Origin of the sequence: Exiguobacterium aestuarii, from assembly GCF_020171655.1 — a bacterium.
Lineage (GTDB): Bacteria > Bacillota > Bacilli > Exiguobacteriales > Exiguobacteriaceae > Exiguobacterium > Exiguobacterium aestuarii_A.
Genome location: NZ_JAIVAC010000003.1, coordinates 136,065 through 158,431, shown reverse-complemented (window position 1 = coordinate 158,431; position 22,367 = coordinate 136,065). Strand labels below are relative to the sequence as shown.

The following is a 22,367-nucleotide window of genomic DNA, read 5'->3' as shown; positions in this document are numbered from 1 at the left end:
TCGTTTTTCAACTGCGCGTACAAGCGGCAGACCGTAGGGAGAGTGCTTCCTACCGGTCTGCCGCTTTTTCTGTTGGTGGACATCTTGAAAGTGGGGAACTTGATGACAACCGTACTGAAATTTGGAGGCAGCTCTGTTGCCACAATCGAACAAATACAAGCCATTTCAGACTATTTACAAACACGTGTGGCGACCGGTGAAAAATTGGTCGTCGTCGTATCAGCAATGGGCAAGACGACGGACTCGCTCCTGTCGCTCGCTAAACAAATCACGGAGCGCCCGATGATTCGTGAACTCGATCGGCTACTCGCCGTCGGGGAAGAACAGACGATCAGTCTACTCAGCATCGCCTTGAACTCGCGAGGGGTACCTGCCATTTCACTCACCGGACAACAAGCCGGGATTGATACGATGGGCATCCATACGAAGAGCAAAATCAAAGCGATTCGTAAAGAAGTATTGCATGAGAAGTTGCGTCAGTACGATGTTTTAATCGTCGCTGGTTTCCAAGGTGTGAATGAAGCGGGAGACGTTACGACACTCGGGCGTGGCGGTTCGGATACGACAGCAGTCGCACTTGCGGCCGTCCTCAGTCAACGTTGTGAAATTTATACGGATGTGGCTGGGGTATATACGACGGACCCGCGGATTCATCCGACGGCGAAGCGCCTCGACACCGTCTCTTATGATGAAATGATGGAGATGAGTGCACTCGGCTCTAAAGTCATGGAAATGCGAAGCGTCGAGCTCGCGAAAAAGTATGACGTGAATATTTTTGTTGGAAAGACGCTCTCGAGCGAAGGAGGAACATGGATCATGGATACGACGCAAGCAATGGAACAGAAAGCAGTCACGAGTGTAAGTGTCGTCAAAAACGTACTCAGTGTCTCAATTAAACACATCCCGCACACGACAGCCGGAGTCGCGGACATCTTTGAGCGATTGTCCGAACGTCACGTCAATATCGATATGATTTCACAGACGGCGTTCGATGGCGAAGTGTTCCTTTCGTTCACATGTCCACTCGATGAAGAGGCGTTCTTAGAAGAGGCACTCGCAGAATTAACAGCGACCTTGCCACAAATCAAAATCGATCGCCATACGGAACACGCAAAAATTTCGGTCGTCGGAATCGGTATGCGAGACGCGACCGGTGTCGCATCAGAACTCTTCGCAACATTCCGCGAGATGGGGATTCCGTTCTATCAAGTCACGACATCTGAGATTAGCATTTCCTACACGATTCAAGAACAAGACGTGGAAGCGGCAGTCGCAGCCATTGCGGCTCGCTTCAACTTATAAGGGGGGAGCACGATGTATAACGTAGCTGTCGTCGGCGCAACGGGCGCCGTCGGACAAAAAATGATTGACGTCTTAACCGAATACGAATTTCCAATCAGTGAACTGAGACTATACGCTTCGGCCCGTTCGGCAGGGAAGACAGTCGAAGTGAACGGACAATCGATTGTGATTCGTGAATTGAACGATTCGATTTATGCGGACCCAATCGATATCGCCTTGTTCTCTGCCGGTGGAAGTATCAGCGAACAGTATGCACCACGCTTAAGTGAACAAGGGGTCATCGTCATCGACAACTCAAGCGCATTCCGAATGCAAGAAGGAATTCCGCTTATCGTACCGGAAGTGAATCGAGTCGAACTCAGCCCGGAGAAGACGCTCATTGCGAACCCGAACTGTTCAACGATTCAATCGGTCGTCGCGCTCGCGCCGCTATCGGAAGTATATGGGTTGACGCGAGTCGCCTATACGTCTTATCAAGCCGTATCCGGTTCGGGTCAAAAAGGGATTGATGACCTCGAACGCGGTGCTCGCGGTGAGGATCCGACGAATTATCCGTATCCGATTTATGATAATGTATTGCCGCAAATCGATGTCTTCTTAGAAAATGGCTATACGAAAGAAGAACAAAAAATGATTGAAGAGACGCGTAAAATTTTGAACGCGCCGAACCTTGGCGTAACGGCCACTTGTGTCCGAGTGCCAGTACGAAACAGTCATGCGGTATCCATCACGGTGACGCTCGAACGGGATGCGACAGTCGCAGAAGTCAAAGCCGTACTCGCAGATGCGCCAGGTGTCGTGATTATGGACAACCCAGCCGAACTTTCATATCCGACACCACTCGATGCAAACGGAACCGATGAGGTGTATGTCGGTCGGATTCGCCGGGATGACTCACAGCCGAATACATTCCATTTGTGGTGCGTCGCGGATAATGTTCGAAAAGGCGCAGCGGCAAATGCGGTTCAAATCGCACAATGCATGATCAGTCAAACAGCGACAAAATAAGGAGGAGATGACATGTTCACAGGAGTTGCGACAGCACTAGCGACACCGTTTCAAGAAGATGGACAGTTAAACTTAGAGGCATGGACAGCATTGATTGAAGACCAAATTCAAGAGGGAGTAAGTGGACTCGTCATCGGTGGAACGACCGGCGAAGGAATGACACTGACGAATGAGGAGTTCGAGACTTTGCTCGTTCGAGCAGTAGAGGTCGCAAACGGTCGAGCGGTGATCATCGCGGGAACGGGATCAAACAACACGGCTGTCAGTATCGAAAAAACGAAGCGCGCCGCAGAACTTGGAGCGGAAATGGCGATGGTCGTTACCCCGTACTATAACAAGTCAACACAAGCTGGGCTTCTCGCTCACTTTACAGCGATTGCGGATGCATCACCGATTCCGCTCATGCTATATAACGTCCCGTCACGGACCGGCGTTGCCCTGGCTCCCGAAACGGTCGGGGAGCTTGCGGAACATCCGCGCATCACGGCCTTGAAAGAGGCGAGTGGAGATATCTCGGTCATGGCACAGATGATGGCTCATCTTCCGGAAGGATTCACCGTCTACTGCGGGAATGACGATCAAATTTTGCCATATATGGCTTGGGGCGCTCAAGGGGTCGTTTCAGTGTTATCGAACGTTTATCCGGGTGCGACCGTCGCCTTGGCAGAAGCACTTTTAGCAGGTGATCTTCAGACGGCGCGCACATGGCAATTGCGCCTCCTCCCCGTGATCGACGAACTTTTCGCAGAAGTGAATCCGATTCCTGTGAAGGCCGCTCTTCAAGCGAGAGGATTTGAATTTGGTGCGCCACGTCTTCCGCTCGTCCCGATGAGCGCGACGGCCGAAGCGAAATTGCTATCGGCGATGGAGCAGTTTAACGAGGTGAGACAATGAATGTACTCATCCACGGATTCGGTGCGATGGGACGAATCGTCGAAGAAGTCGCCAACACGCAAGGCGTGAACGTCTCGGCTATTGTTTCACCTGGGAGTGACGAGCATCTGGCATCATTAGACGAGGTGGATGCACAAGTCGATGTCGTCATTGATTTTTCAAATCCGGCACTACTCCCTGACTTGCTTGCATTCGGACGGTCACGTAACATTCCGCTCGTCATCGCGACGACAGGATTCACACCTGAGGAACTTGCGGATATCGAAGAAGCATCATCAGACATCCCGATTTTTCAGTCGTATAACACATCGTATGGGATTGCTCTGTTGAAGCAGTTACTCGATCAACTCGTTCCGCTCACGCTCGGCTATGATATCGAGGTCATCGAGGCGCACCACCGGAAGAAAGTGGACGCACCGAGCGGCACGGCGGAGCTGTTGGCCCGCGCCATCGAAGCGAAGCGAGAGGTGACACCGATTTACGAACGAACATCACGTCGGGAAGCGCGTGGCGCCGAAGAGTTAGGGATGCACTCGATTCGTGGGGGCACAATCTTCGGGGAACATACCGTGCTTTTCGCTGGAGATGATGAAATGATTGAATTGAAACATACCGCGTTATCCAAACGCGTGTTTGCAAACGGGGCACTCGCTGCAGCGGCAACGATTATCGATCGCCCCGCAGGACTTTATAATCTATCGAACTTATACGAGGAGGCTACTCATGTTACTCACAAACGCTTATGAAATCGCACAATATATTAAAGATGCTAAAAAGGAAACACCGGTAAAACTTTACGTCAACGGCCAATTGGCAGGTCTTGAAATCGAAGAAGCGAAAGCATTCGGTACAGACGAATCGAAACTGTTCTTGACGACGGCGGAGCGCGCAGCAGCTTTCTTAGAAGCGAATGCGTCAGTCATCACCGATTCACACCTTGAATATGATCGTCGCAACAGTGCCGTTCCGATGCTCGATACGACACAACTCAACGCACGAATTGAACCAGGTTCGTTTATCCGTGACCACGTTCAAATCGGAAACAACGCTGTCGTCATGATGGGGGCTGTCGTCAACATCGGGGCAGTCATCGGAGAAGGTTCGATGGTCGACATGAACGCCGTCATCGGAGCACGCGGAACGCTCGGAAAAAATGTTCACCTCGGAGCAGGTGCCGTGGTCGCCGGTGTCCTTGAGCCACCTTCAAAAGATCCAGTCATCATTGAAGATGGTGTCATGATCGGAGCGAACGCTGTCATCTTGGAAGGGGTTCGCGTCGGCGAAAATGCAGTAGTCGCAGCTGGAAGTGTCGTCACGCAAGATGTGCCTCCAGGTGTGGTCGTCGCGGGTACACCTGCACGCGTCATCAAGCAGAAAGATGAAAAAACTTCTGAAAAAACGCAACTTGTTGATGACTTACGCTCTCTCTAACGTATAATAGACAGAAAATATAAACAATGAGGAATGGGAGAGTTGCATTATGGAACAGTATGGACAATGGATGTGGAAAGACGGGGCTTGGATTGAGCCGACTGACGCAAACACGAGTATCATGACACACGCGATTCACTACGGAAGCGGGTTCTTTGAAGGGATTCGCGCGTATCACACGGAAGAAGGCCCAGCCATCTTCCGCTTACGTGAACACTTGGAGCGACTCGTTCGCTCGTGTGCATACTACCACGTCACACTACCTTACACGGTAGACGAACTCGAACAAGCGACGATGGAATTGATTGAACGAAACGGATTTGAAGCATGTTATATCCGCCCGTTCGTCTTCCTCGGGACACCTTGGCAAGCACTTATGCCGACAGCAGAGACGAAGGTACATGTTGCCATCTCGTGTTGGCCGCTCGGCGAATATTTCAGCAAAACAGTCGGGATTCGGGCGAAAGTAGCCTCGTATCGCCGCGTATCTTCTACGATGATGCCGATGCAAGCGAAAGCCGCATCGAACTATATGAACTCTCAGTTACTAAAAGGGGAAGCGCTTCGTGACGGATTTGATGAAGCGATCGCCCTCGATATGAACGGAAACGTCAGTGAGGCGAGCGTCGCGAACATCTTCCTCGTCAAAGGGAAGACAATCACGACACCGTCGCTCGATTGCTCCGTACTCGATGGCATTACGCGTCAGACGATTATGCAACTTGCGCGTGAAGCAGGTTACGAAGTCGTGGAACGTCACATCGGGCGCGATGAGCTATACGTAGCCGATGAGATCTTCTTGACGGGAACGGCAGCCGAGGTGACGAGCGTCATCGAGGTCGATCACATCTCAATCGGTGGCGGCGTCCAGTCGGTCGCGACAGAAATGTTGACACGCTATCGTGAGGCCGTATCAGGACAACTTCCGGAACACCGTGATTGGGTTACGTTTGTAAAATCAGCAGTCAAAGAGTAAAGGAGTTTTGAACGATGGGAGTCACAATTGACTTGAATGCGATTCGCGAGAACAAACGTCGGATTGAAGCGCTCGGGCGCCCCGTGTTTGCGGTCGTGAAAAACAACGCCTATAACCTAGGGATGGAGCCAGTTGTGACGACTTTGTATGATGAAGGGGTCCGTCACTTCATGGTGACAACAATCGAAGAAGCAATCGAAGTTCGAACGCATGCAGCATCGGCTCGTGTCCTCGTCATGAATCCGGTCTATACGTGGCAACACGTGCATGCCCATGACTTTGATGTCGCCATCGGGTCATATGAATGGCTCGTCTCACAGCGAGAGCATCTCGATGGAGTTCGCCTACACTTGAAACTAGATGTCGGGATGAACCGATTCGGTGCCAAAACGTTTGAAGAAGCGCTACAAATCGTCGCCTTCTGTCAAAATGAAGGACTGGACCTCGTCGGATTATGTACGCACTTCCCGCTCGCGGATGCAGATAACGCGGAAGTCGAGCATAGCGTGCAAGTCGAACGTTTTGCCGACTGGTCGACACGACTGATGGAACGTCATACGTTTGAATTGATCCATGCGGCAAATAGTGCAGCCACGCTTCAAGATGACGCGCGCTTGCATCATTGCACACATGTGCGTGTCGGAATTTTCTTATATGGCTATTCATCGGTCGAACCGGTTGAATGGTTGGTTCCCGCTTTCTATTGGGAGACGGAAGTGGTCGCGGTCCATGACATCGAAGCGGGGGCTCATGTGGGATATGGGACGGGATACGCAGCCGAAACGAAGGAGCGAATCGCCGTTCTTCCGGTCGGATACGGAGATGGGTTAATGCGAGCGAGACGTCACTTGCCTGTTCATATTGAAGGGAAAGCCTATCCGTTCGTCAGCAATATCTTTATGAGTCATAGCTTCATCAAAGTGGACGACGACGTACAAATCGGCGATCGGGTCACATTATATGGGGTAGAAACGAAAATCGATGACGTGACACGTGTTGGTTACGCCAACAATTCAGAACAGCTCTGTGCTCGTTCATGGCGTGTCCCCCATCGCTTTGAAGGAGGAATTGTATGTACACCACCAATCAATCAGAATGTTTGATCGAAGGTGTGTCCGTCCGTGAACTTCAAGCGACGTACGGGACACCTTTATACATCATGAGTGAGCCAGAACTAGAGCGTCGCCTCGGGATTGTCCAGGATGCGTTCCTAGACAAGTATCCGAACACGTATGCGTTATACGCGTCAAAAGCGTTATCGATTGCGGCCGTGTATGAAAAAGTAATGGCGTCAGGTTTAAGTGTCGACGTCGTCTCAAGGGGTGAGATGTACGTGGCACTGCATGCCGGTGTACCGGCAGAGCGCATTCACGTCCACGGGTCGAACAAAACGATTTTGGATATCACGTTCGCACTCGAACAGGGGATTACACACTTTACCATCGACAACATGCGTGAAATCAGCCTCTTGTCAGGACTTGCGGCTGAATATAATCGTGAAGTCGATGTTCTTCTCCGCATCGTGCCTCAAGTCGTTGGAGGTGCCCATGCGGCGATTCAAACGGGTGGGGTTGATACAAAATTTGGTTTCCCGACGCATGACGACACGTATTTAGATGCTGTTCGTGCGACGTTGGAAGCGGAACATTTACAGTTGAAGGGCATTCACTGTCACGTCGGTTCTCAAATTCAAGATCCGACCCTCTTCATCAACACGGTGAAGACGATGGTGCGCTTCATGGATACGATTCGTCAGGAGACCGGCTATACGACGGATGTGTTAAACATTGGTGGTGGCTTCGGTGTCGCTTACTTGGATGAAGACGAGCGTCTCGACTTCGCACAAACGATGGAGCGTGTGATGGAGACGTTGGTCGAGGAAGTCGAGGCACGTGAATTGCCACTTCCAAAAATCGGGATTGAACCGGGTCGTTGGCTCGTCGCCAATGCAGGCGCCACGCTTTATGAGGTGGGAACCGTCAAAGAAGTGAGTGGTGTACGCACGTTTGTGTCCGTCGATGGGGGGATGACAGATAACATTCGTCCGGCGCTATATGACGCAGAATATGAAGTCGTGGCAGCGACTCGGATGAATGAAGAGAAGACGCTCGAGGCAAAAATTGTCGGAGCGTGTTGCGAGTCGGGAGATATCATCTCGAACCGCTCTTTGATCCCTCCTGTCACACCGGGTGATTTGCTACTCGTCAAAGCAACGGGAGCGTATAACTTCTCGATGGCGAGCAACTATAACCAAATGCTTCGTCCTGCCGTTGTGTTCGTCAAAGATGGACATCATCGCCTCGTCGTACGTCGCCAAACGTTTGAAGACCTGGTGGCATGCGAGGTCATTGGTCAATCGATTTAAGGCTACAGAGCAATCTGTAGTCTTTTTTGATTTTGAAATGAGAACGTTTTTCAATTATGATAGAGAAGAGAAAAAAAGGGGAAGTGACGGTCATGACAAAGACAGTAGCACAACAGTTAATTGAAGAAAGACGCACCGTTCGGATGTTCAAAGAAGAACCGATCGATACGAAGGTGCTTTACGAGGTGTTGCAATCGGCACACCACGCACCGTTTCATAATAAAGTCGAGCCCTGGAACGTGTATGTGTTCAACGGGGATGGCAAACAAGTGTTACTCGATGCGCTCGAGCCAGCCTTCTCGGAGGCGTCAGAAGGACAGCGTGAAAAAGTGACAGGACGCATCTTGAATGCAGCGACGTGTATGTATGTGACGGCAAAGCGATTTGAGACGGAAAAAGGAAATCGTGACGCGTTGCTCGCGACGGCGACATTTATTCAAAATGTTCAACTCTTGTTCAGTGAACGTGAGATTGGAATGGTCTGGCGTACGGGCGGACTTTTTGACGATGTGCGTTTGAAAGAAATGATTGGAGCGGAAGGGGAGACGTTTATCGGTCTTCTGCAAATCGGGAAATATGACACAGCAGATATCCCTGCACCGAAAGCACGACAGCCGATTGATGCACACTTGACCATTTTCGAATAAAAAACGAGCGAAGGGAGAACCCTTCGCTCGTCGTCTATATGAATCCGTTATCGTTTTAATTTAGTTGCGAGCCAATCTTGAATCACAGGTGTGGGAATCATCCAGCCGTTCCTCCATTTTTAGAATCTTCTTCTCTACTATTATCCAAATGCATACGTTCCCAAACCTCACGATGTGCACCATGGAGCGTGTCATCGAAAGAATCATCGATATGAAGGCCATAACTTGGGTTAATCGATGAGGCATACAAATCTAACATGAGTCGATCATGGTTCGGATACATAGAGTGGGCTCCTTTCAATACGTCAGCTTGGCTACACCATTAGTATACAAAGGAACTGTGTAGAAAATTCGAGAGAAACGTTAACATTTTATGAATCTTGTAAACGCTTTCACGAACTGTGTGTTTCGCTTACGGGTACGCACGACTGTTTGTACTGCTCAGCACGTTTCGCATACTTCTTAACCGTTCTCTCCATGATGAAGCGGTCTTCGTCGTTTAGAGGACGGACGACTTTTGCTGGTACGCCCATCACCATCACCCCTTCAGGGATTTGCATATTCGGTGTCACAAGCGCACCCGCAGCCACGAATGACCCTTTCCCGATTTTTGCACCATCGAGCACGGTAGCGTGCATCCCGATCAAGCAATCCTCTTCAATCTCGCACCCGTGAATCATCGCCATATGACCAATCGAGACACGGTCATGGATAATGGTCGGTGAACCCTCATATTGATGAATCATCGAACCATCCTGAATATTGACATAAGAACCGATTCGAATCGGACCCTCGTCTCCACGGATGACGGTGTTGAACCATACTCCTGAGTGTGCCCCGATTGTCACATCGCCAATGACATGTGATCCTGGTGCAAGATAAGTCGTCGAATCGACATGTGGTGTCAGTTCTCCTAGTTTGTATTGCATCGTTGTAACCCCTTTCAGATCGATATGCTATCATTGTCGCACAACTTGAAAAAGAAATTGCAACGAAAAGAATATTCTTGGTAAGATAGTTAAAATACGTTGAATAAGGAGATCAAAAGATGAAGAAACAACATTTGATTGACATCGCCGCAAAGAAAAAGAAAGCGGCCGTCGTCTTTAAAAACGTCGCTGTGATTGACGTGTACAGTCGTGAGACGATTCGTACGGACGTCGCCATCGATGCCGGGTATATCGTGGCAATTGGGGAAGGATACGAGGGAGAGGTCGAATATCATGACCCGACTTGGACGCTTGCACCGTCCTTTATCGATTCGCACGTCCATATCGAGTCGTCGATGGTCCCACCTCATGAGTTTGCGAAAGCGGTCTTGCCACTCGGGGTCACAACGGTCATTGCGGACCCGCATGAGATTGCGAACGTGAACGGGGCACTTGGAATTGAGTATATGTTAGCGGATGCGAAAGGACTACCACTCGATGTCCGCATGATGTTACCGAGCTGTGTGCCGGCGACGCCATTTGAACATGCGGGAGCAAAGTTATACGCAGAAGACTTGGCACCGTTTTTAGGAGACCCTGGTGTGCATGGATTAGGTGAAGTCATGGACTATCCTTCTGTCGAAGCAGGAAGCGAGGATATGCTTCAAAAGATTGCACAGACGGAACAAGCGGGCAAAGTCGTGGATGGCCATGCTTCGGGTCTCAATCCTGATCAATTGAATGTATATCGCTCAGCAGGAATCATGACGGACCATGAATGTACGACGGCAGAAGAGGCGATTGAACGGGTACGACGTGGATTTTACGTTCAAATTCGAGAAGGTTCCGTTGCACGAAATGTGGAGAAGGTCAGTTTGGCCGTGACAGAAAGCAATGCCCATCGTTTCCTTTTCTGTACAGACGATAAGCATTTGGATGACTTGGTCGCAGAAGGTGGGATTGACTACAACATTCGCACAGCGATCAAGCAAGGCGTCAAGCCAGAAACGGCCTATGCGATGGCGAGTTTACACGCTGCAGAAGCCTATGGATTAAAAGATATCGGGGCCATCGCACCTGGGAAGAAAGCAAACTTCATTATCTTGTCAGACGTCGAATCGGTAAAAATCGAGCAGGTGTACGTCAACGGTACGCTCGTCGCCGAAGCGGGGAATGCGACATTTGATGCTGATGGGATTGAAGTACCGAAGCCGATGAAAGGTGAGCTCGAATTACCTGAATTGACAGCCGACTCGTTTCGAATTGCTCCGAGCGACGAGGAAGTGGATGTCATTCAAGTGCTTCCGAACAGCTTGTTGACGAAACGACAACGTCTCTCGTTCCAACCGGATGCATCAGGGGCAGATTTATCGCAGGATATCGCCACGCTCGCCGTCATCGAACGTCATCATGGGACAGGTCACATGGCGCTAGCTCCTGTCACAGGATTCGGGTTAAAACGAGGTGCACTTGCAGCTACTGTAGCCCATGACAGCCACAACTTGGTCATCGCTGGAGTCAGCCCAGAGGATATGTTACTCGCAGCGAAAACGCTTGAAAAAGTAGGTGGAGGGGTCGTTGCCGTATCGGAAGGTGAGGTGCTCGCCGTGTTACCGCTTGAAATCGGTGGTCTCATGACGAAACGTCCTTACCGTGAAGTGGCAGATATTCTCGAACAGTTAAATGATGCGCTCGACGTTGTCGGTGCACACCGTCACTTTAACCCATACTTGACGATGTCATTCCTTGCCTTACCGGTCATTCCGGATTTGAAATTGACCGACATGGGATTGTTCGACGTGACCACTTTCTCATTCATCAACGATTGACTCGGTCTAACGTATGATTTTTGTTAAGAACGGTCGATAACGATTGAATGACTGACAGGAAGTTGGTATAGTTACGACAAGTTTCATCGGGTCAAATTTGAAAGGGGGGATATTACAGATGGAACAAGTTGCTTACAATCGGTCGTATGATGAACATGAGGAATTGATCAATTCTGTATATCGTGCTTTCAAGGACCGATGCGAAGAACTGCCAGAAGAAACGCAGACGAAACGCCGTTTACGGCGACTCATCTTTTCTACGATTAAAGAACAGACGAAGTCTCACGCTGACCGATTCGTGTTATACCACTTCTTCAACGATTTCTTTAAAGCAGTAGAGACGAATGACCAAGAAGCGCTTGCTGTATTGAAGCGAATCATTCGTGATGAAAAAAACTATTGATATGTGACGTCAACTTGTGATAATTTAGACGTAACTTTAAATGAATATTCGTGCTATCGATGAGGTAGAGGTGCGATGCTGATGAGTAAGTAGTCGGAGGATGACAACGATGAGGACTACAAAAAGGCAGGATCGCCGAAGTGCAACACCATGTCCGTGGGGTTGTGCTGGGCTGACGGGAAACACCCGTCGGACTGCCATACATATTTACGTATGGAGCGCTCCAAGTCGGCTAAGAAAGACGGAACATCCAGCGAGGGTGTCGGCTTTGTTGCCGATGCCCTCGCTTTGCGTTTTTTTAAGCATAGGGGGGCCTCATCCTAATAAAAAAGGAGGAATTCAGCATGGTAGATTATTCAACTTCGGTACTTTCACTCGTACCGGCATTACTCGCAATTATTATGGCAATCACAACAAGAAAGGTCATCCCATCACTCGGTGTCGGGATTATCGCAGGGGTACTTCTCCTGCACAGCTTTAATCCGCTCGATTCGATTCAATACTTGTGGTCGAACATTATCGCCCTATTCTGGTCGGATGGAGCCATTAACGAATGGAACGTCTTGTTGATTGCGTTCTTGCTCCTTCTCGGAATTTTGTCGTCAATCATTCAAACGTCGGGTGGCGCACGCGCATTCGGTGAATGGGCTGCTGCGAACGTCAAGACGGCACGCGGTGCGCGTCTCGTATCGTTTGGTCTTGGTATTTTGATCTTTATCGATGACTACTTTAACAGTTTGGCGGTCGGGAACATCAGTCGTCCACTCACAGACCGTAAAAACATCTCACGCGCGAAACTTGCGTACACGATTGACTCAACAGCAGCACCTGTCTGTGTCATTAGCCCGCTTTCAAGTTGGGGTGCGTACATCATCGCCATCATCGCTGGAATTTTGACAAAATATTCGATTGATAGCTACTCATCATTCTCTGCGTTCATTCAAATCATTCCGATGAACTTCTATGCCGTCTTCGCACTCTTGTTGACAGCGTATGTGGCTTTCACTGGACTTGCCATCGGACCGATGCGTACGCACGAACTTCGTGCCCTACAAGGTGAATTGTATGATTCAGCAAAAGGGAAGCCAATGGGAATGAGCGAAGATTTGCATGAACATGAAGGTGGAAAAGTTCGCGACTTGATCGTTCCGATCATCACACTTATCATTGCGACTGTTTCGGCGATGCTCTACACAGGTGGACAAGCACTTGCAGCAGACGGCCAGGACTTCTCATTGATTGGGGCGTTCGAATCGACAGATGTGACGCGTTCACTCGTCGCAGGTGTGGTCATCAGCTTGATTGTCGCACTCCTTCTTCTTGTCGGTCGTAAAATCCCGGCGCGTGACTATGGAAAAGCGGCATGGGAAGGCGTCCGTGCGATGTGGCCAGCCGTCCTCATCCTCTTGTTTGCTTGGACAATCATTGCAGTCATCAGTGATATGAAGACAGGTGAATACTTGGCGAGCTTCGTCACGGATACGATTGCCGCTTCGTACTTGCCACTTCTTCTCTTCTTGATTGCTGGAATCATGGCATTCTCGACAGGGACGAGCTGGGGAACGTTTGGTTTGATGCTTCCGATCGGGGCAGACTTGATCATGGCAGTCGAACCAGAGCTTCTTCTCGCATCACTCGCTGCTGTGTTGGCCGGTGCAGTGTTCGGTGACCACTGTTCGCCAATCTCGGATACAACGATTCTCAGTTCGACAGGAGCTGGCTCACACCATATCGATCACGTGTTGACGCAATTACCATATGCAATCCTTGCAGCAATCGTCTCAGCGATCGGATACTTGGTTCTCGGAATCACAGCATCGATTTGGATTGGGTTCTTCGCGGCATTGATCTCGTTTGTGGTACTAGTGGGAATCGCGCAAGTGATTTCAAAACGTGGGAAAGTACCTGCTGACATTCGCGCTCAGCGTGAGGCTTAATAGATGAAAATGACTTCCATCGATTTGATGGAAGTCATTTTTTTGTGATTGTCACTCCATAAATGAGGCGGTCGAACAGTTTACCGAGAATGAACCAGAAGAAGACTGTCATGATATACAGCGCTGACTGAGGCAATGAGGTCGGATGGATGATGTGTGAGGAAAACCAGGGTGTCTCAAGCAACCAGAATGGAGGCGAAGATAAAAACAATAAGATGTTCTTGTCATCCAATCCAGAAATATTGAGGATGCAGATTGCGGTAGCCAATAGGGTGAGCCATAGCGTCCAACTCTTCATAAGTAAAAATCCCTTTCACGACAGAAAAACATCCTTGATCCAGATAGAATCAAGGATGTTATCTCATTATTTGACGTCAAGCCACTTGAAGCTCGCATCGGCACCGAACGGGTGACGGTACATGTTTTCGATGTTTGAACGCTCTAAGTATGCTTCACCTTTTTGGTAAATCGGAGCGATTGCGAAATCTTCTTCAAGAAGGATACGTTCAGCTTCTTGCATCGTTTCCCAACGCTTCATCTGATCGGCTTCTTTCTTCGCTGATTGGATCAATTGATCATACTCGTCGTTTGAGTACTCCATACGGTTGAATGGTCCGTCTGTGACCCACATATCGAGGTATGTCATTGGATCCTGATAGTCAGGGCCCCATCCAGCAGCAGAAACGTCATACTCACCTTTTCCTTCGAGGTCAAGGAAGTTTTTGAACGGTTGTTGTTTGATGTTAAGCGTTAAACCAGGCAAGTTCTTTTCGAGTTCACCTTTGATGAACTCGTTGACTTTCTTGAACGCTTCTTCGTCACGTGAAAGGAACTCGAGCTCGATTGTTTCGACTCCTAGCTCTTCAAGACCTTTATCCCAAGCGGCTTTCGCTTCATCAACATTGTAGCTGAGGAGGTCTGGATGCTTCTCACGGAAATCAGCGCCGTCTTCTGTGAATGTGAAGTCTTTTGCCACGATGAAGTTCGCTGGCTGTGAACCGTCCGTCAAGATGACATCCGTTACACTTTGTTTATCAAATCCTTTGGCAAGTGCCTCACGAATGTTGACGTTTTGAAGCGCCTCGTTCTTTTGGTTGAAACGAAGGAAGTTGATCCGTGCATCGGCACGCGTCTTAAATTCATCGCTGTCTTCAAATTGTGGAACGAATTCAGATGAGAGAAGCGTGTAGTCCGCTTCACCAGACTCGAACAAGTTGACACCTGTCGATACGTCTTTTACGACTTTGACGTTGATCGTATCCATCTTCACGTTTTCAGCATCCCAATACTCTGGGTTTTTCTTATAGACCCATCCTGCATTGTCTTGCCATTCGCTCAACACATAAGGACCGTTATAGAGCGTTTTGTCGACAGAAGTCGCGAATTCTTCGCCCTGTTCTTCGACGTACTCTTGTTTTTGCGGCATGTATGTTGGGAAACCAGTCAATCCTAAGAAATATGGTGCTGGTGCTTCCAACTGAACTTCAAGTGTCTTCTCGTCGATTGCTTTCGCACCGAGATCGTCAAGAGACGCTTCGCCTGCAAGAATTTTGTTCGCATTTTTTAAGTCTTGAAGGATATACGCATACTCTGCGCCTGTTTCCGGATTGAGTGCGCGTTTCCAAGAGTACACAAAGTCTTCAGCTGTGATCGGTGAGCCGTCTGACCAGTTCGCGTCACGTAGTTTGAACGTGTATGTAAGACCATCCTCGGATACTTCGACATCTTCGGCAATTCCTGGTGTCGGTTGGTTGTTCTCGTCTAGACGATATAAGCCTTCGAACACGTTGTTCGTCACGATAATCGATGTCGAGTCCGTCGTAAGCGTCGGATCGAGCTGTGGCAAATCTGTCGCCGATACCATTGTGATTTCTTTTTTAGCATCGTTTGAAGATGAATCCTCCGAACTTGATGAGTCATCTCCTGTACTACAAGCTGCCGTCGCTAATAATGCGACCCCCGATAAAGCTAGCCATTTTTTGTTACGCATTATACAACCTCCCGAAAATTCTGATAATTTAGAATATGTTGTAATTAAACTACATCTGGGATGAATATGCAATGGAATTTTTCAAATTATTCGAAAATATAAACTTATTTAGAATGTCTATCCCTCAATCCTTTTAGGAAGTAGAATAGAAAAATCAACGAATGATTATACAGTATTTTTGTATAGTTATTCGATAAGATTATAGATTGGTGGAGGCGTTATTTTGAAACAACATTCAGGCGGAATCGGCTTTTTCGGTCTCGCGGCCATGGTCGTCGGGACAATGATTGGTGGAGGTGCCTTTAATCTCCCAGGTGCTATGGCACAAGGGGCAGGCGTAGGACCTGTTTTAATCGGATGGGGAATTACGGGGATCGGGATGATCATGCTCGCCTTTGTCTTTCAGTTTTTAGCGGACACGCGTCCAGAGTTAGAAGGTGGCATTTACGCCTATGCACGGGAAGGGTTCGGTAAATTTGTCGGATTTAACAGTGGATGGGGTTACTGGATGTCAGCATGGATTGGGACAGTAGCAAACATCACCTTGATTTTTAGCACGTTGGCATACTTTTTCCCTGTATTCTCGGCAGAACATCGATTGTTCCGTTTGTTCGTCAGTGCAATTTTGGTGTGGGGATTATTTTGGCTTATTTCCCGTGGAATGCGGGAGGCGGCACTGTTGAACATCGTCACGACGATCGCGAAGCTCGTTCCGATTTTTTTGTTCATCGTGCTCATTCTCTTCGCGTTTCAGATTGATACGTTCCGGGTCGACTTTTGGGGCGAGTCGGGATTTGTTTGGGCAAATGTTTTCCCTCAAGTGAAGTCTACGATGCTCGTGACATTATGGGCGTTCGTCGGTATTGAAGGGGCAGTCGTCTTATCCTCGCGCGCGCGTCAGAAAAAAGATGTAGGTCGAGCGACAGTGATTGGATTGATCGGCACATTGTTGATTTATATGATGATTTCGATTTTCTCGTTCGGTGTCATGACGCAAGAACAACTCGCAGCGTTACCAGAACCATCGATGGCCTATGTGTTAGAAGCGGTCGTCGGACCGTTCGGTGCGACATTGATTAATATCGGGTTGCTCATCTCATTGACAGGTGCATTGCTTGGATGGACGATTTTAGCGACAGAAATTTCATATGTCGCTAGTCGAGATGGTGTCTTCCCGAAAGTGTTCAATCGACTGAACGCAAACGACACGCCAGTGAACGCATTATTGATCACACAGGTGTTTACGCAAATCGTCACAACTGTTGCATTATTCTCGGAGCAGACGTACCTTGTCTTGTCGAGTATCGCCGGGATCGCAGCGCTCGTTCCATATCTTTTCTCGGCACTTTATGGATGGATGGAAGCGAAGCGGACGGCATCGTTACGGATGATGGTCATCTCTGCCATCGCCTCGATATACGCCACATGGCTACTGTATGCATCAGGAATCGAATACGTCCTGATTGCGATGATTCTTTACGCACCTGGTATTTTTGTCTTCCTGTTGGCAGAGCGGGAACAGGGACGCCCGTTCTTAACACGCACGCAGTCGATTATCGCTGTCATTATTTTGTTATGTGCCACGTATGGCGTATATGGTCTTTGGACATCATCGATTGCATTATAAGAAAACTCACCAAACGCTTCATGCGTTCGGTGAGTTTTTTGATGACCGGAGTAATTGTTCGATTGCCTCTGGAGAAGCAGGCCTTGCATACAGGTAACCTTGGAATGAATCACACGCGGTAGACTTTAAATGCTGAAGCATCTCTTCGTCTTCGACTCCTTCGGCCACAACGTGAAGGTTTAAACTTTTCCCGAGATGGACGATCACGTCGAGTAAGTGAGATTTGGATGTCATCCAATCGTCGAGGAACACTTTATCAATTTTGAGTTCATCGACTGGGAATGACTTCAAATACTGCAAGGATGAGAATCCGGTTCCGAAATCGTCAATCGACAGTCGGTAGTTCAGTCGCTTGATCTGCTCCATGCGTTCAATGATTTCATCGGTTTGTTGCATGACCAAGCTCTCCGTAATTTCTAAAATGACATCTGATGTGTCGAGTTGGAGTTGTTGCTTGATATTTCGAAGCGTATTTAAGAAACTGTCGCTTCGGAACTGGTTTGGTGAAATGTTGATTGCCATCGAGAGAGGCTGGTCAAATTCAGCTTTCCATGTCTTCAATTGTTTCGTCGCCTCTAAAATGACCCAATTGTTGATTGGAACGATGAGCGCCATCTCTTCTGCGAGCGGAATGAACTCAGAAGGCGGGATTTGTCCCAATTCTTCGTGATGCCAGCGAAGGAGCGCTTCAAAACCAATAAGACGGTCTGTCGCCAGCTCATATTTGGGCTGATACTCGAGATAGAAATGTTTTTCTTCTAGCGCGCGATATAAGGCTTTCTCGATATGAATTTGTCTTGAGAATGCGGCATCCATATCTTTTGTCACGAATTGAATCGTACCGACCCCGATCTGTTTCCCTTTGAAGAGGGCACTTTCAGCACGTGTATACAGTTCTTCGAGTGAACTCGCAGAAGACGGATAAAACACACAGCCGACCGAAATTGAGACCATGATCGAGTGATGGTAGATTCTGAATGGTCGTTGCAACTCGTGTTGCAGATGGCGGAGTGATTGAAACACTTCTTCTTTCGACTCTTCAAAGAACATGACACCGAATAGTCCGCCTGTCGGATGGAACAATAAAGCGGATTCTGGGATGAGGTGGAGTGCGCGCTCCTTGATTTGGACGAGGAGCTCATTCCCGACGCGAGATCCGAACGATTCGTTGATGATTTTGAAGCGATCGATATCGAATAAAGCGATGTGTAGAAGTCCTTCTCGCTCATCGATTTGTTGAAGAATCGAGTCATACTGACGTAAAAATCCTTTTTTATTGTAAAGCCCCGTCAACTCGTTTTGATAAGCAAGGAATCGGACCTCTTTTTCGAGACGTTTCTTTTCTGAAACATCGAATCCAAACGCCGTATACTGAATCACATCACTTTTTTCACTAACAATCGGCACGACGGTCAAATTAAGCCAGCACGGTTCCTGGTTATGCTCTTTGCAAGAAATCGGCATTTCTCCGTTCCAGATGCGATTTGTCGCCAAGGACTTTAAGACATCACGTGAAATCCCGTTTTGGTCACTTGCGTCATGAATGAGCTCGAACCAGTTTCGTCCGATTAGTTGCTGCTCCGTTGCATCGAGTAAACGACACAATGATGGATTAATATCGACAATCTCCCCTTTTGCGTTCGTCGCCAAGTAATGGGTCGATTGCTTGATCATTTCTTGAAAATGATGAAGCAAATTGAACTGCTCTGTACTGATGAGCGGTCCAAACCCTTTCGGAAGGAAGGCGAGGAAATAGCCATTAATCCCTTCGAGTGAAAAAGATTGCAAGTATGCGGTCGCGTAGATGACGGACCCATCTTTATGTTGAAACGGCGTCATCGCCGTCGTTGAAAATGGATATTGAAGGAGAAGCGGTGTCCATGTCTCTAAAGCATGTTCCAACTGTCGAACGACAGGAAGCGGTTGATGGAGGACTTCTTCACGTTCCCAGCCGAATAACACTTCGGCATGTGTATTCCATAACAGAACCATACCATCCTGAGAAATATAACAACATGGTACAGATAAAGCATCGATGAATTGGTCAATCGATAAATCATGCAATGAAGCCACATCATTTCCTCCAATCTGTCATGCTAAATGCATATTCTACTGTCAGTGTACCTGATTTTGCCAATTCAAGGAATGCTTAAGTTCGCCATTGTCAAAAGAAAGAGGGACATCATATACTGAAAGGGTAAGATAGTTTTGAATAAGGGGGAAGCAATATGTCAAAAACACATGATGTGATTGAGCTGACAGAAAAATTCGGGGCGCACAACTATCATCCACTACCGATCGTTATTTCGGAGGCGAAAGGGATTTGGGTAACCGATCCTGAGGGGAATCGCTACATGGATATGTTAAGTGCATACTCTGCAGTCAACCAGGGACACTGCCATCCGAAAATCATTCAAGCGCTCAAAGATCAGGCGGATAAGATTACGTTGACGTCACGTGCCTTTTACAACGATCAACTCGGACGTTTTTACGACAAAGTGGTAACGCTTACAAAGAAACAAATGGTGTTGCCGATGAACACGGGCGCAGAAGCCGTAGAGACAGCAGTAAAAACTGCTCGTCGTTGGGCATATGAAGTGAAAGGGATTCCAGGTCAAGCTGAAATCATCGTATGTACAGGAAACTTCCATGGACGGACGATGGCTGCTGTGTCGATGTCGACTGAAGCAGAGTACCAACGTGGGTTTGGACCATTATTGCCAGGATTCAAAGTCGTACCATATGGCGATATCGATGCATTTGAAGCGGCAATCACAGAGAATACAGCAGCGTTTATCGTGGAACCGATTCAAGGTGAGGCAGGAATCATCATTCCACCAGAAGGTTACTTGAAACGTGCATCTGAACTCTGTCAACAACACAACGTCCTGTTCGTCGCTGATGAAATTCAGTCTGGGCTCGGCCGTTCAGGAAAATGGTTTGCCATCGAGTGGGAAGATGTCACACCGGATATGTACATTCTCGGAAAAGCGCTTGGAGGCGGTGTCTTCCCGATCTCATGCGTTGCCGCGGATCAAGAGATTCTCTCTGTATTTAATCCAGGATCACATGGCTCGACATTTGGTGGAAACCCGCTCGCTTCCGCGGTCTCAGTCGCAGCGCTCGAAGTGTTGGAAGAAGAGAAACTTGTCGAACGCTCACTAGAGCTAGGGACGTATTTCATGGAACGTTTGAAATCAATCGACAATCCGATGATTCGCGACGTCCGTGGACGCGGATTATTCATCGGCATCGAATTGACGGAAGCAGCTCGTCCATATTGTGAAGCACTCAAAGAACGTGGACTCCTCTGCAAAGAAACGCATGAGACAGTCATTCGATTGGCGCCACCTCTCGTCATCACGAAAGAAGAGCTCGACCAAGCGTTTGAAGCAATCGAAGCAGTTCTTGCTCCGGCAGCTATTTCGTAAACAGGGACAGCTTGGTATAATAGCCTCAGTTGAATGGACACCTGTATGTTGCAGGTGTCTTTTTCGTGGGGGAGGGCATGAGATGCTGTACGTATATGTTGGGTTAGCAGGTGCAGTTGGAGCGTTGGCACGGTACGGACTTGGATTACTAATCGCTTCTTTCGGAACGAGCCCGTTTCCAGTCGCGACACTCCTCATCAATTTAATTGGAAGCTTTCTGTTAGGATGGCTGACGCATCGATTCCTTCAAGCGGGAAAACCTTCTCCTCAAATCGTCACGATTATCGGAACCGGAATGATTGGGTCATTTACCACGTTTTCCACGTTTAGTGTAGAAACGATTCAATTAGTTGAACATGATCATGTACTTCTCGCTGTTGCATATGTATTCCTCAGCATCACACTCGGTTTATGCAGTTCTTGGGTCGGCTATCACGTTGGAACAAAAACGTCGACAAGAGGTGAAGTGAAATGATGCTTATTTGGATTGCAGCTGGCGCTTTCATCGGTGCGATTCTCCGCTTCGCAATCGGTCAGGCCATGAAAAAATGGTCCGATTCAACATTTCCGTGGGCGACGTTGTTCGTCAATATAACAGGGTCGTTTGGTCTCGGGTATTTGTACGCGCACACCGATCAGCAATCACTCATCCTCTTTTTAGGTATCGGATTTTTTGGTTCGTTTACGACCTTCTCGACCTTAAAACTTGAATTGATGCGGTTTGCGACAAAAGACTGGATTCAATTTGGTCTCTATTTACTTGCGACCTATCTGTTTGGACTTATTGCGGCTTACATCGGTTGGTCGATGTAATACACAACACCCCTTCATCGAAGGGGTGTTGTGTTTATTCTGCGAGTTGCAGCTTTTCTGTACATGAAGCACAAGTCGTTTCGTATGACTCGCACTGTTCGTCCATATGGTTTCCGCATTCCTGACATGTCTTATCAGGTAATTTTTGATAAAACTCGACAGATGATTCGAGTCGGCTCGCCCATTCATTCATATGAAAATGCCTCCTTCGGTAAATTGTCTGACAGTCTTGGTTGTTGTCATGATTGTATTATAACAGAAGTGTATAAGTCAACTATAATATATAACAGATATGTCGCCGATTTTTTGCTACACTATATACACATAAAAGACGAGGTGAAAAATATGAAAGTGCCCCAATGTGAGACGATTGGGATCCAATCAGAAGACGTACCAACGCTACAAACTGCCTTGGCACAATTGGATGCCCCGCGTGTCAGTCGGTTGTTTAAAGCGTTCGCTGACCCGACTCGTTTGAAAGTACTGTATGTCCTGACGCTCGAACATGAACTTTGCGTTTGTGATGTTGCCGCCGTCATCGGTCATTCAAATGCGACCGCATCCCATCATTTACGGACGTTACTCGAACAAGGACTAGTGAAATATCGCAAAGAGGGGAAAGTCGTGTATTATTCATTAGACGACGAACATGTCAGACAGCTTGTTGAAATTGCGCTAGCCCATAGCGAAGAACAGAAAGATGCTTGAATCCAATGACCAATCCTTTTAGGGTTCGGTCATTTTTTCCTATTGTCATGAATTTCATTTCGCGTTACGATATATTC

The 22,367-nt window shown here is 48.2% G+C and carries 23 protein-coding genes and 1 riboswitch; of the genes, 17 read left to right on the top strand and 6 right to left on the bottom strand.

The features are described from left to right. Window positions 1-102: 102 nt before the first annotated feature. The 9 genes from LCM29_RS13415 (at window position 103) to LCM29_RS13375 (ending at window position 8,623) form a co-directional block, all read left to right on the top strand. On the top strand, window positions 103-1,302 hold the full coding sequence (locus LCM29_RS13415) for an aspartate kinase (protein ID WP_412093992.1): 1,200 nt from the start codon (window positions 103-105) through the stop codon (window positions 1,300-1,302). Between the two features lie 12 nt (window positions 1,303-1,314). Next, window positions 1,315-2,310 (top strand): aspartate-semialdehyde dehydrogenase, encoded by a 996-nt coding sequence (locus LCM29_RS13410; protein ID WP_224863385.1) that lies wholly within the window; start codon window positions 1,315-1,317, stop codon window positions 2,308-2,310. A 12-nt stretch (window positions 2,311-2,322) separates the two neighbouring features. Continuing rightward, complete coding sequence (dapA, locus tag LCM29_RS13405; protein ID WP_224863383.1) at window positions 2,323-3,204, top strand: 4-hydroxy-tetrahydrodipicolinate synthase; 882 nt, start codon at window positions 2,323-2,325, stop codon at window positions 3,202-3,204. Beyond that, window positions 3,201-3,950 carry a 4-hydroxy-tetrahydrodipicolinate reductase gene (gene dapB, locus LCM29_RS13400; RefSeq protein ID WP_224863381.1) on the top strand — a complete coding sequence of 250 codons (750 nt, stop codon included), beginning with the start codon at window positions 3,201-3,203 and terminating at the stop codon, window positions 3,948-3,950. The genes dapA and dapB overlap by 4 nt, the downstream gene beginning before the upstream one ends. After that, window positions 3,928-4,635: a 2,3,4,5-tetrahydropyridine-2,6-dicarboxylate N-acetyltransferase gene (gene dapD / locus LCM29_RS13395; protein ID WP_224863379.1), complete on the top strand. Its 708-nt coding sequence runs from the start codon at window positions 3,928-3,930 to the stop codon at window positions 4,633-4,635. Before dapB ends, dapD begins: the two co-directional genes overlap by 23 nt. Window positions 4,636-4,684: 49 nt before the next feature. After that, window positions 4,685-5,611: a branched-chain amino acid transaminase gene (locus tag LCM29_RS13390; RefSeq protein WP_214747408.1), complete on the top strand. Its 927-nt coding sequence runs from the start codon at window positions 4,685-4,687 to the stop codon at window positions 5,609-5,611. Window positions 5,612-5,625: 14 nt separating this feature from the next. Beyond that, window positions 5,626-6,714: an alanine racemase gene (gene alr / locus LCM29_RS13385; protein ID WP_224863377.1), complete on the top strand. Its 1,089-nt coding sequence runs from the start codon at window positions 5,626-5,628 to the stop codon at window positions 6,712-6,714. Continuing rightward, the gene (gene lysA / locus LCM29_RS13380; protein ID WP_224863375.1) at window positions 6,684-7,976 is read left to right on the top strand and encodes a diaminopimelate decarboxylase; all 1,293 of its coding nucleotides are present in this window, start codon (window positions 6,684-6,686) and stop codon (window positions 7,974-7,976) included. Before alr ends, lysA begins: the two co-directional genes overlap by 31 nt. 92 nt (window positions 7,977-8,068) lie before the next feature. Then, window positions 8,069-8,623: a nitroreductase gene (locus LCM29_RS13375; protein WP_224863373.1), complete on the top strand. Its 555-nt coding sequence runs from the start codon at window positions 8,069-8,071 to the stop codon at window positions 8,621-8,623. A 97-nt stretch (window positions 8,624-8,720) separates the two neighbouring features. Here the strand turns inward: LCM29_RS13375 and LCM29_RS13370 are convergent, their stop codons facing one another. Together LCM29_RS13370 and LCM29_RS13365 are read right to left on the bottom strand one after the other, a co-directional pair. Continuing rightward, window positions 8,721-8,906, bottom strand: a complete 186-nt coding sequence (locus LCM29_RS13370) for a hypothetical protein (RefSeq protein WP_074032988.1) — start codon at window positions 8,904-8,906, stop codon at window positions 8,721-8,723. 109 nt (window positions 8,907-9,015) lie between these two features. Continuing rightward, the gene (locus tag LCM29_RS13365; protein WP_224863371.1) at window positions 9,016-9,552 is read right to left on the bottom strand and encodes a gamma carbonic anhydrase family protein; all 537 of its coding nucleotides are present in this window, start codon (window positions 9,550-9,552) and stop codon (window positions 9,016-9,018) included. 119 nt (window positions 9,553-9,671) lie between these two features. Between LCM29_RS13365 and ade the strand changes: the two genes are divergently transcribed. From ade to LCM29_RS13350, 3 genes are all read left to right on the top strand, one after another. Continuing rightward, window positions 9,672-11,381 (top strand): adenine deaminase, encoded by a 1,710-nt coding sequence (ade, locus tag LCM29_RS13360; RefSeq protein WP_224863369.1) that lies wholly within the window; start codon window positions 9,672-9,674, stop codon window positions 11,379-11,381. Window positions 11,382-11,499: 118 nt separating this feature from the next. Beyond that, window positions 11,500-11,784, top strand: a complete 285-nt coding sequence (locus LCM29_RS13355) for a hypothetical protein (RefSeq protein ID WP_015880753.1) — start codon at window positions 11,500-11,502, stop codon at window positions 11,782-11,784. A 57-nt stretch (window positions 11,785-11,841) separates the two neighbouring features. Further along, a riboswitch (Lysine riboswitch) is annotated at window positions 11,842-12,016 on the top strand. Between the two features lie 112 nt (window positions 12,017-12,128). Further along, the gene (locus LCM29_RS13350; RefSeq protein WP_224863367.1) at window positions 12,129-13,721 is read left to right on the top strand and encodes a Na+/H+ antiporter NhaC family protein; all 1,593 of its coding nucleotides are present in this window, start codon (window positions 12,129-12,131) and stop codon (window positions 13,719-13,721) included. A 34-nt stretch (window positions 13,722-13,755) separates the two neighbouring features. Here the strand turns inward: LCM29_RS13350 and LCM29_RS13345 are convergent, their stop codons facing one another. Both LCM29_RS13345 and LCM29_RS13340 read right to left on the bottom strand, forming a co-directional pair. Further along, window positions 13,756-14,019 carry a hypothetical protein gene (locus LCM29_RS13345; RefSeq protein WP_224863365.1) on the bottom strand — a complete coding sequence of 88 codons (264 nt, stop codon included), beginning with the start codon at window positions 14,017-14,019 and terminating at the stop codon, window positions 13,756-13,758. A 66-nt stretch (window positions 14,020-14,085) separates the two neighbouring features. Next, on the bottom strand, window positions 14,086-15,711 hold the full coding sequence (locus LCM29_RS13340) for a peptide ABC transporter substrate-binding protein (protein WP_224863363.1): 1,626 nt from the start codon (window positions 15,709-15,711) through the stop codon (window positions 14,086-14,088). A gap of 223 nt (window positions 15,712-15,934) precedes the next feature. Between LCM29_RS13340 and LCM29_RS13335 the strand changes: the two genes are divergently transcribed. Next, window positions 15,935-17,338, top strand: coding sequence for a basic amino acid/polyamine antiporter (locus LCM29_RS13335; RefSeq protein WP_224863361.1), 1,404 nt, complete (start codon window positions 15,935-15,937; stop codon window positions 17,336-17,338). Between the two features lie 18 nt (window positions 17,339-17,356). Here LCM29_RS13335 and LCM29_RS13330 read toward each other — a convergent pair whose 3' ends face one another. Next, the gene (locus tag LCM29_RS13330) at window positions 17,357-19,411 is read right to left on the bottom strand and encodes an EAL domain-containing protein (protein WP_224863359.1); all 2,055 of its coding nucleotides are present in this window, start codon (window positions 19,409-19,411) and stop codon (window positions 17,357-17,359) included. Window positions 19,412-19,566: 155 nt separating this feature from the next. On the opposite strand from LCM29_RS13330, the gene LCM29_RS13325 reads away from it, so the two are divergent. The 3 genes from LCM29_RS13325 (at window position 19,567) to LCM29_RS13315 (ending at window position 21,582) form a co-directional block, all read left to right on the top strand. Beyond that, window positions 19,567-20,769, top strand: coding sequence for an ornithine--oxo-acid transaminase (locus LCM29_RS13325; protein ID WP_074032995.1), 1,203 nt, complete (start codon window positions 19,567-19,569; stop codon window positions 20,767-20,769). An 82-nt stretch (window positions 20,770-20,851) separates the two neighbouring features. Further along, a complete protein-coding gene (gene crcB / locus LCM29_RS13320; RefSeq protein ID WP_224863357.1) occupies window positions 20,852-21,244 on the top strand; it encodes a fluoride efflux transporter CrcB in 393 nt (130 codons plus the stop codon). Next, a complete protein-coding gene (locus tag LCM29_RS13315) occupies window positions 21,244-21,582 on the top strand; it encodes a fluoride efflux transporter FluC (protein ID WP_224863356.1) in 339 nt (112 codons plus the stop codon). The genes crcB and LCM29_RS13315 overlap by 1 nt, the downstream gene beginning before the upstream one ends. A 34-nt stretch (window positions 21,583-21,616) precedes the next feature. Here the strand turns inward: LCM29_RS13315 and yhfH are convergent, their stop codons facing one another. Further along, a complete protein-coding gene (yhfH, locus tag LCM29_RS13310; RefSeq protein WP_074032998.1) occupies window positions 21,617-21,775 on the bottom strand; it encodes a protein YhfH in 159 nt (52 codons plus the stop codon). A gap of 152 nt (window positions 21,776-21,927) precedes the next feature. Between yhfH and LCM29_RS13305 the strand changes: the two genes are divergently transcribed. After that, window positions 21,928-22,290 (top strand): ArsR/SmtB family transcription factor, encoded by a 363-nt coding sequence (locus LCM29_RS13305; protein WP_224863355.1) that lies wholly within the window; start codon window positions 21,928-21,930, stop codon window positions 22,288-22,290. Window positions 22,291-22,367 lie beyond the last annotated feature (77 nt).

What these genes read in the sequence shown, in the direction of transcription:
- dapD (WP_224863379.1), top strand. Translation starts at nt 3,928, where the DNA reads ATGTTACTCACAAACGCTTATGAAATCGCACAATATATTAAAGATGCT.
- LCM29_RS13375 (WP_224863373.1), top strand. Translation starts at nt 8,069, where the DNA reads ATGACAAAGACAGTAGCACAACAGTTAATTGAAGAAAGACGCACCGTT.
- LCM29_RS13355 (WP_015880753.1), top strand. Translation starts at nt 11,500, where the DNA reads ATGGAACAAGTTGCTTACAATCGGTCGTATGATGAACATGAGGAATTG.
- dapA (WP_224863383.1), top strand. Translation starts at nt 2,323, where the DNA reads ATGTTCACAGGAGTTGCGACAGCACTAGCGACACCGTTTCAAGAAGAT.
- crcB (WP_224863357.1), top strand. Translation starts at nt 20,852, where the DNA reads ATGCTGTACGTATATGTTGGGTTAGCAGGTGCAGTTGGAGCGTTGGCA.
- LCM29_RS13345 (WP_224863365.1), bottom strand. Translation starts at nt 14,019, where the DNA reads ATGAAGAGTTGGACGCTATGGCTCACCCTATTGGCTACCGCAATCTGC.
- LCM29_RS13365 (WP_224863371.1), bottom strand. Translation starts at nt 9,552, where the DNA reads ATGCAATACAAACTAGGAGAACTGACACCACATGTCGATTCGACGACT.
- ade (WP_224863369.1), top strand. Translation starts at nt 9,672, where the DNA reads ATGAAGAAACAACATTTGATTGACATCGCCGCAAAGAAAAAGAAAGCG.
- dapB (WP_224863381.1), top strand. Translation starts at nt 3,201, where the DNA reads ATGAATGTACTCATCCACGGATTCGGTGCGATGGGACGAATCGTCGAA.
- LCM29_RS13315 (WP_224863356.1), top strand. Translation starts at nt 21,244, where the DNA reads ATGCTTATTTGGATTGCAGCTGGCGCTTTCATCGGTGCGATTCTCCGC.
- yhfH (WP_074032998.1), bottom strand. Translation starts at nt 21,775, where the DNA reads ATGAATGAATGGGCGAGCCGACTCGAATCATCTGTCGAGTTTTATCAA.
- LCM29_RS13410 (WP_224863385.1), top strand. Translation starts at nt 1,315, where the DNA reads ATGTATAACGTAGCTGTCGTCGGCGCAACGGGCGCCGTCGGACAAAAA.
- alr (WP_224863377.1), top strand. Translation starts at nt 5,626, where the DNA reads ATGGGAGTCACAATTGACTTGAATGCGATTCGCGAGAACAAACGTCGG.
- LCM29_RS13305 (WP_224863355.1), top strand. Translation starts at nt 21,928, where the DNA reads ATGAAAGTGCCCCAATGTGAGACGATTGGGATCCAATCAGAAGACGTA.
- LCM29_RS13370 (WP_074032988.1), bottom strand. Translation starts at nt 8,906, where the DNA reads ATGTATCCGAACCATGATCGACTCATGTTAGATTTGTATGCCTCATCG.
- LCM29_RS13415 (WP_412093992.1), top strand. Translation starts at nt 103, where the DNA reads ATGACAACCGTACTGAAATTTGGAGGCAGCTCTGTTGCCACAATCGAA.
- LCM29_RS13325 (WP_074032995.1), top strand. Translation starts at nt 19,567, where the DNA reads ATGTCAAAAACACATGATGTGATTGAGCTGACAGAAAAATTCGGGGCG.
- lysA (WP_224863375.1), top strand. Translation starts at nt 6,684, where the DNA reads ATGTACACCACCAATCAATCAGAATGTTTGATCGAAGGTGTGTCCGTC.
- LCM29_RS13340 (WP_224863363.1), bottom strand. Translation starts at nt 15,711, where the DNA reads ATGCGTAACAAAAAATGGCTAGCTTTATCGGGGGTCGCATTATTAGCG.
- LCM29_RS13390 (WP_214747408.1), top strand. Translation starts at nt 4,685, where the DNA reads ATGGAACAGTATGGACAATGGATGTGGAAAGACGGGGCTTGGATTGAG.
- LCM29_RS13350 (WP_224863367.1), top strand. Translation starts at nt 12,129, where the DNA reads ATGGTAGATTATTCAACTTCGGTACTTTCACTCGTACCGGCATTACTC.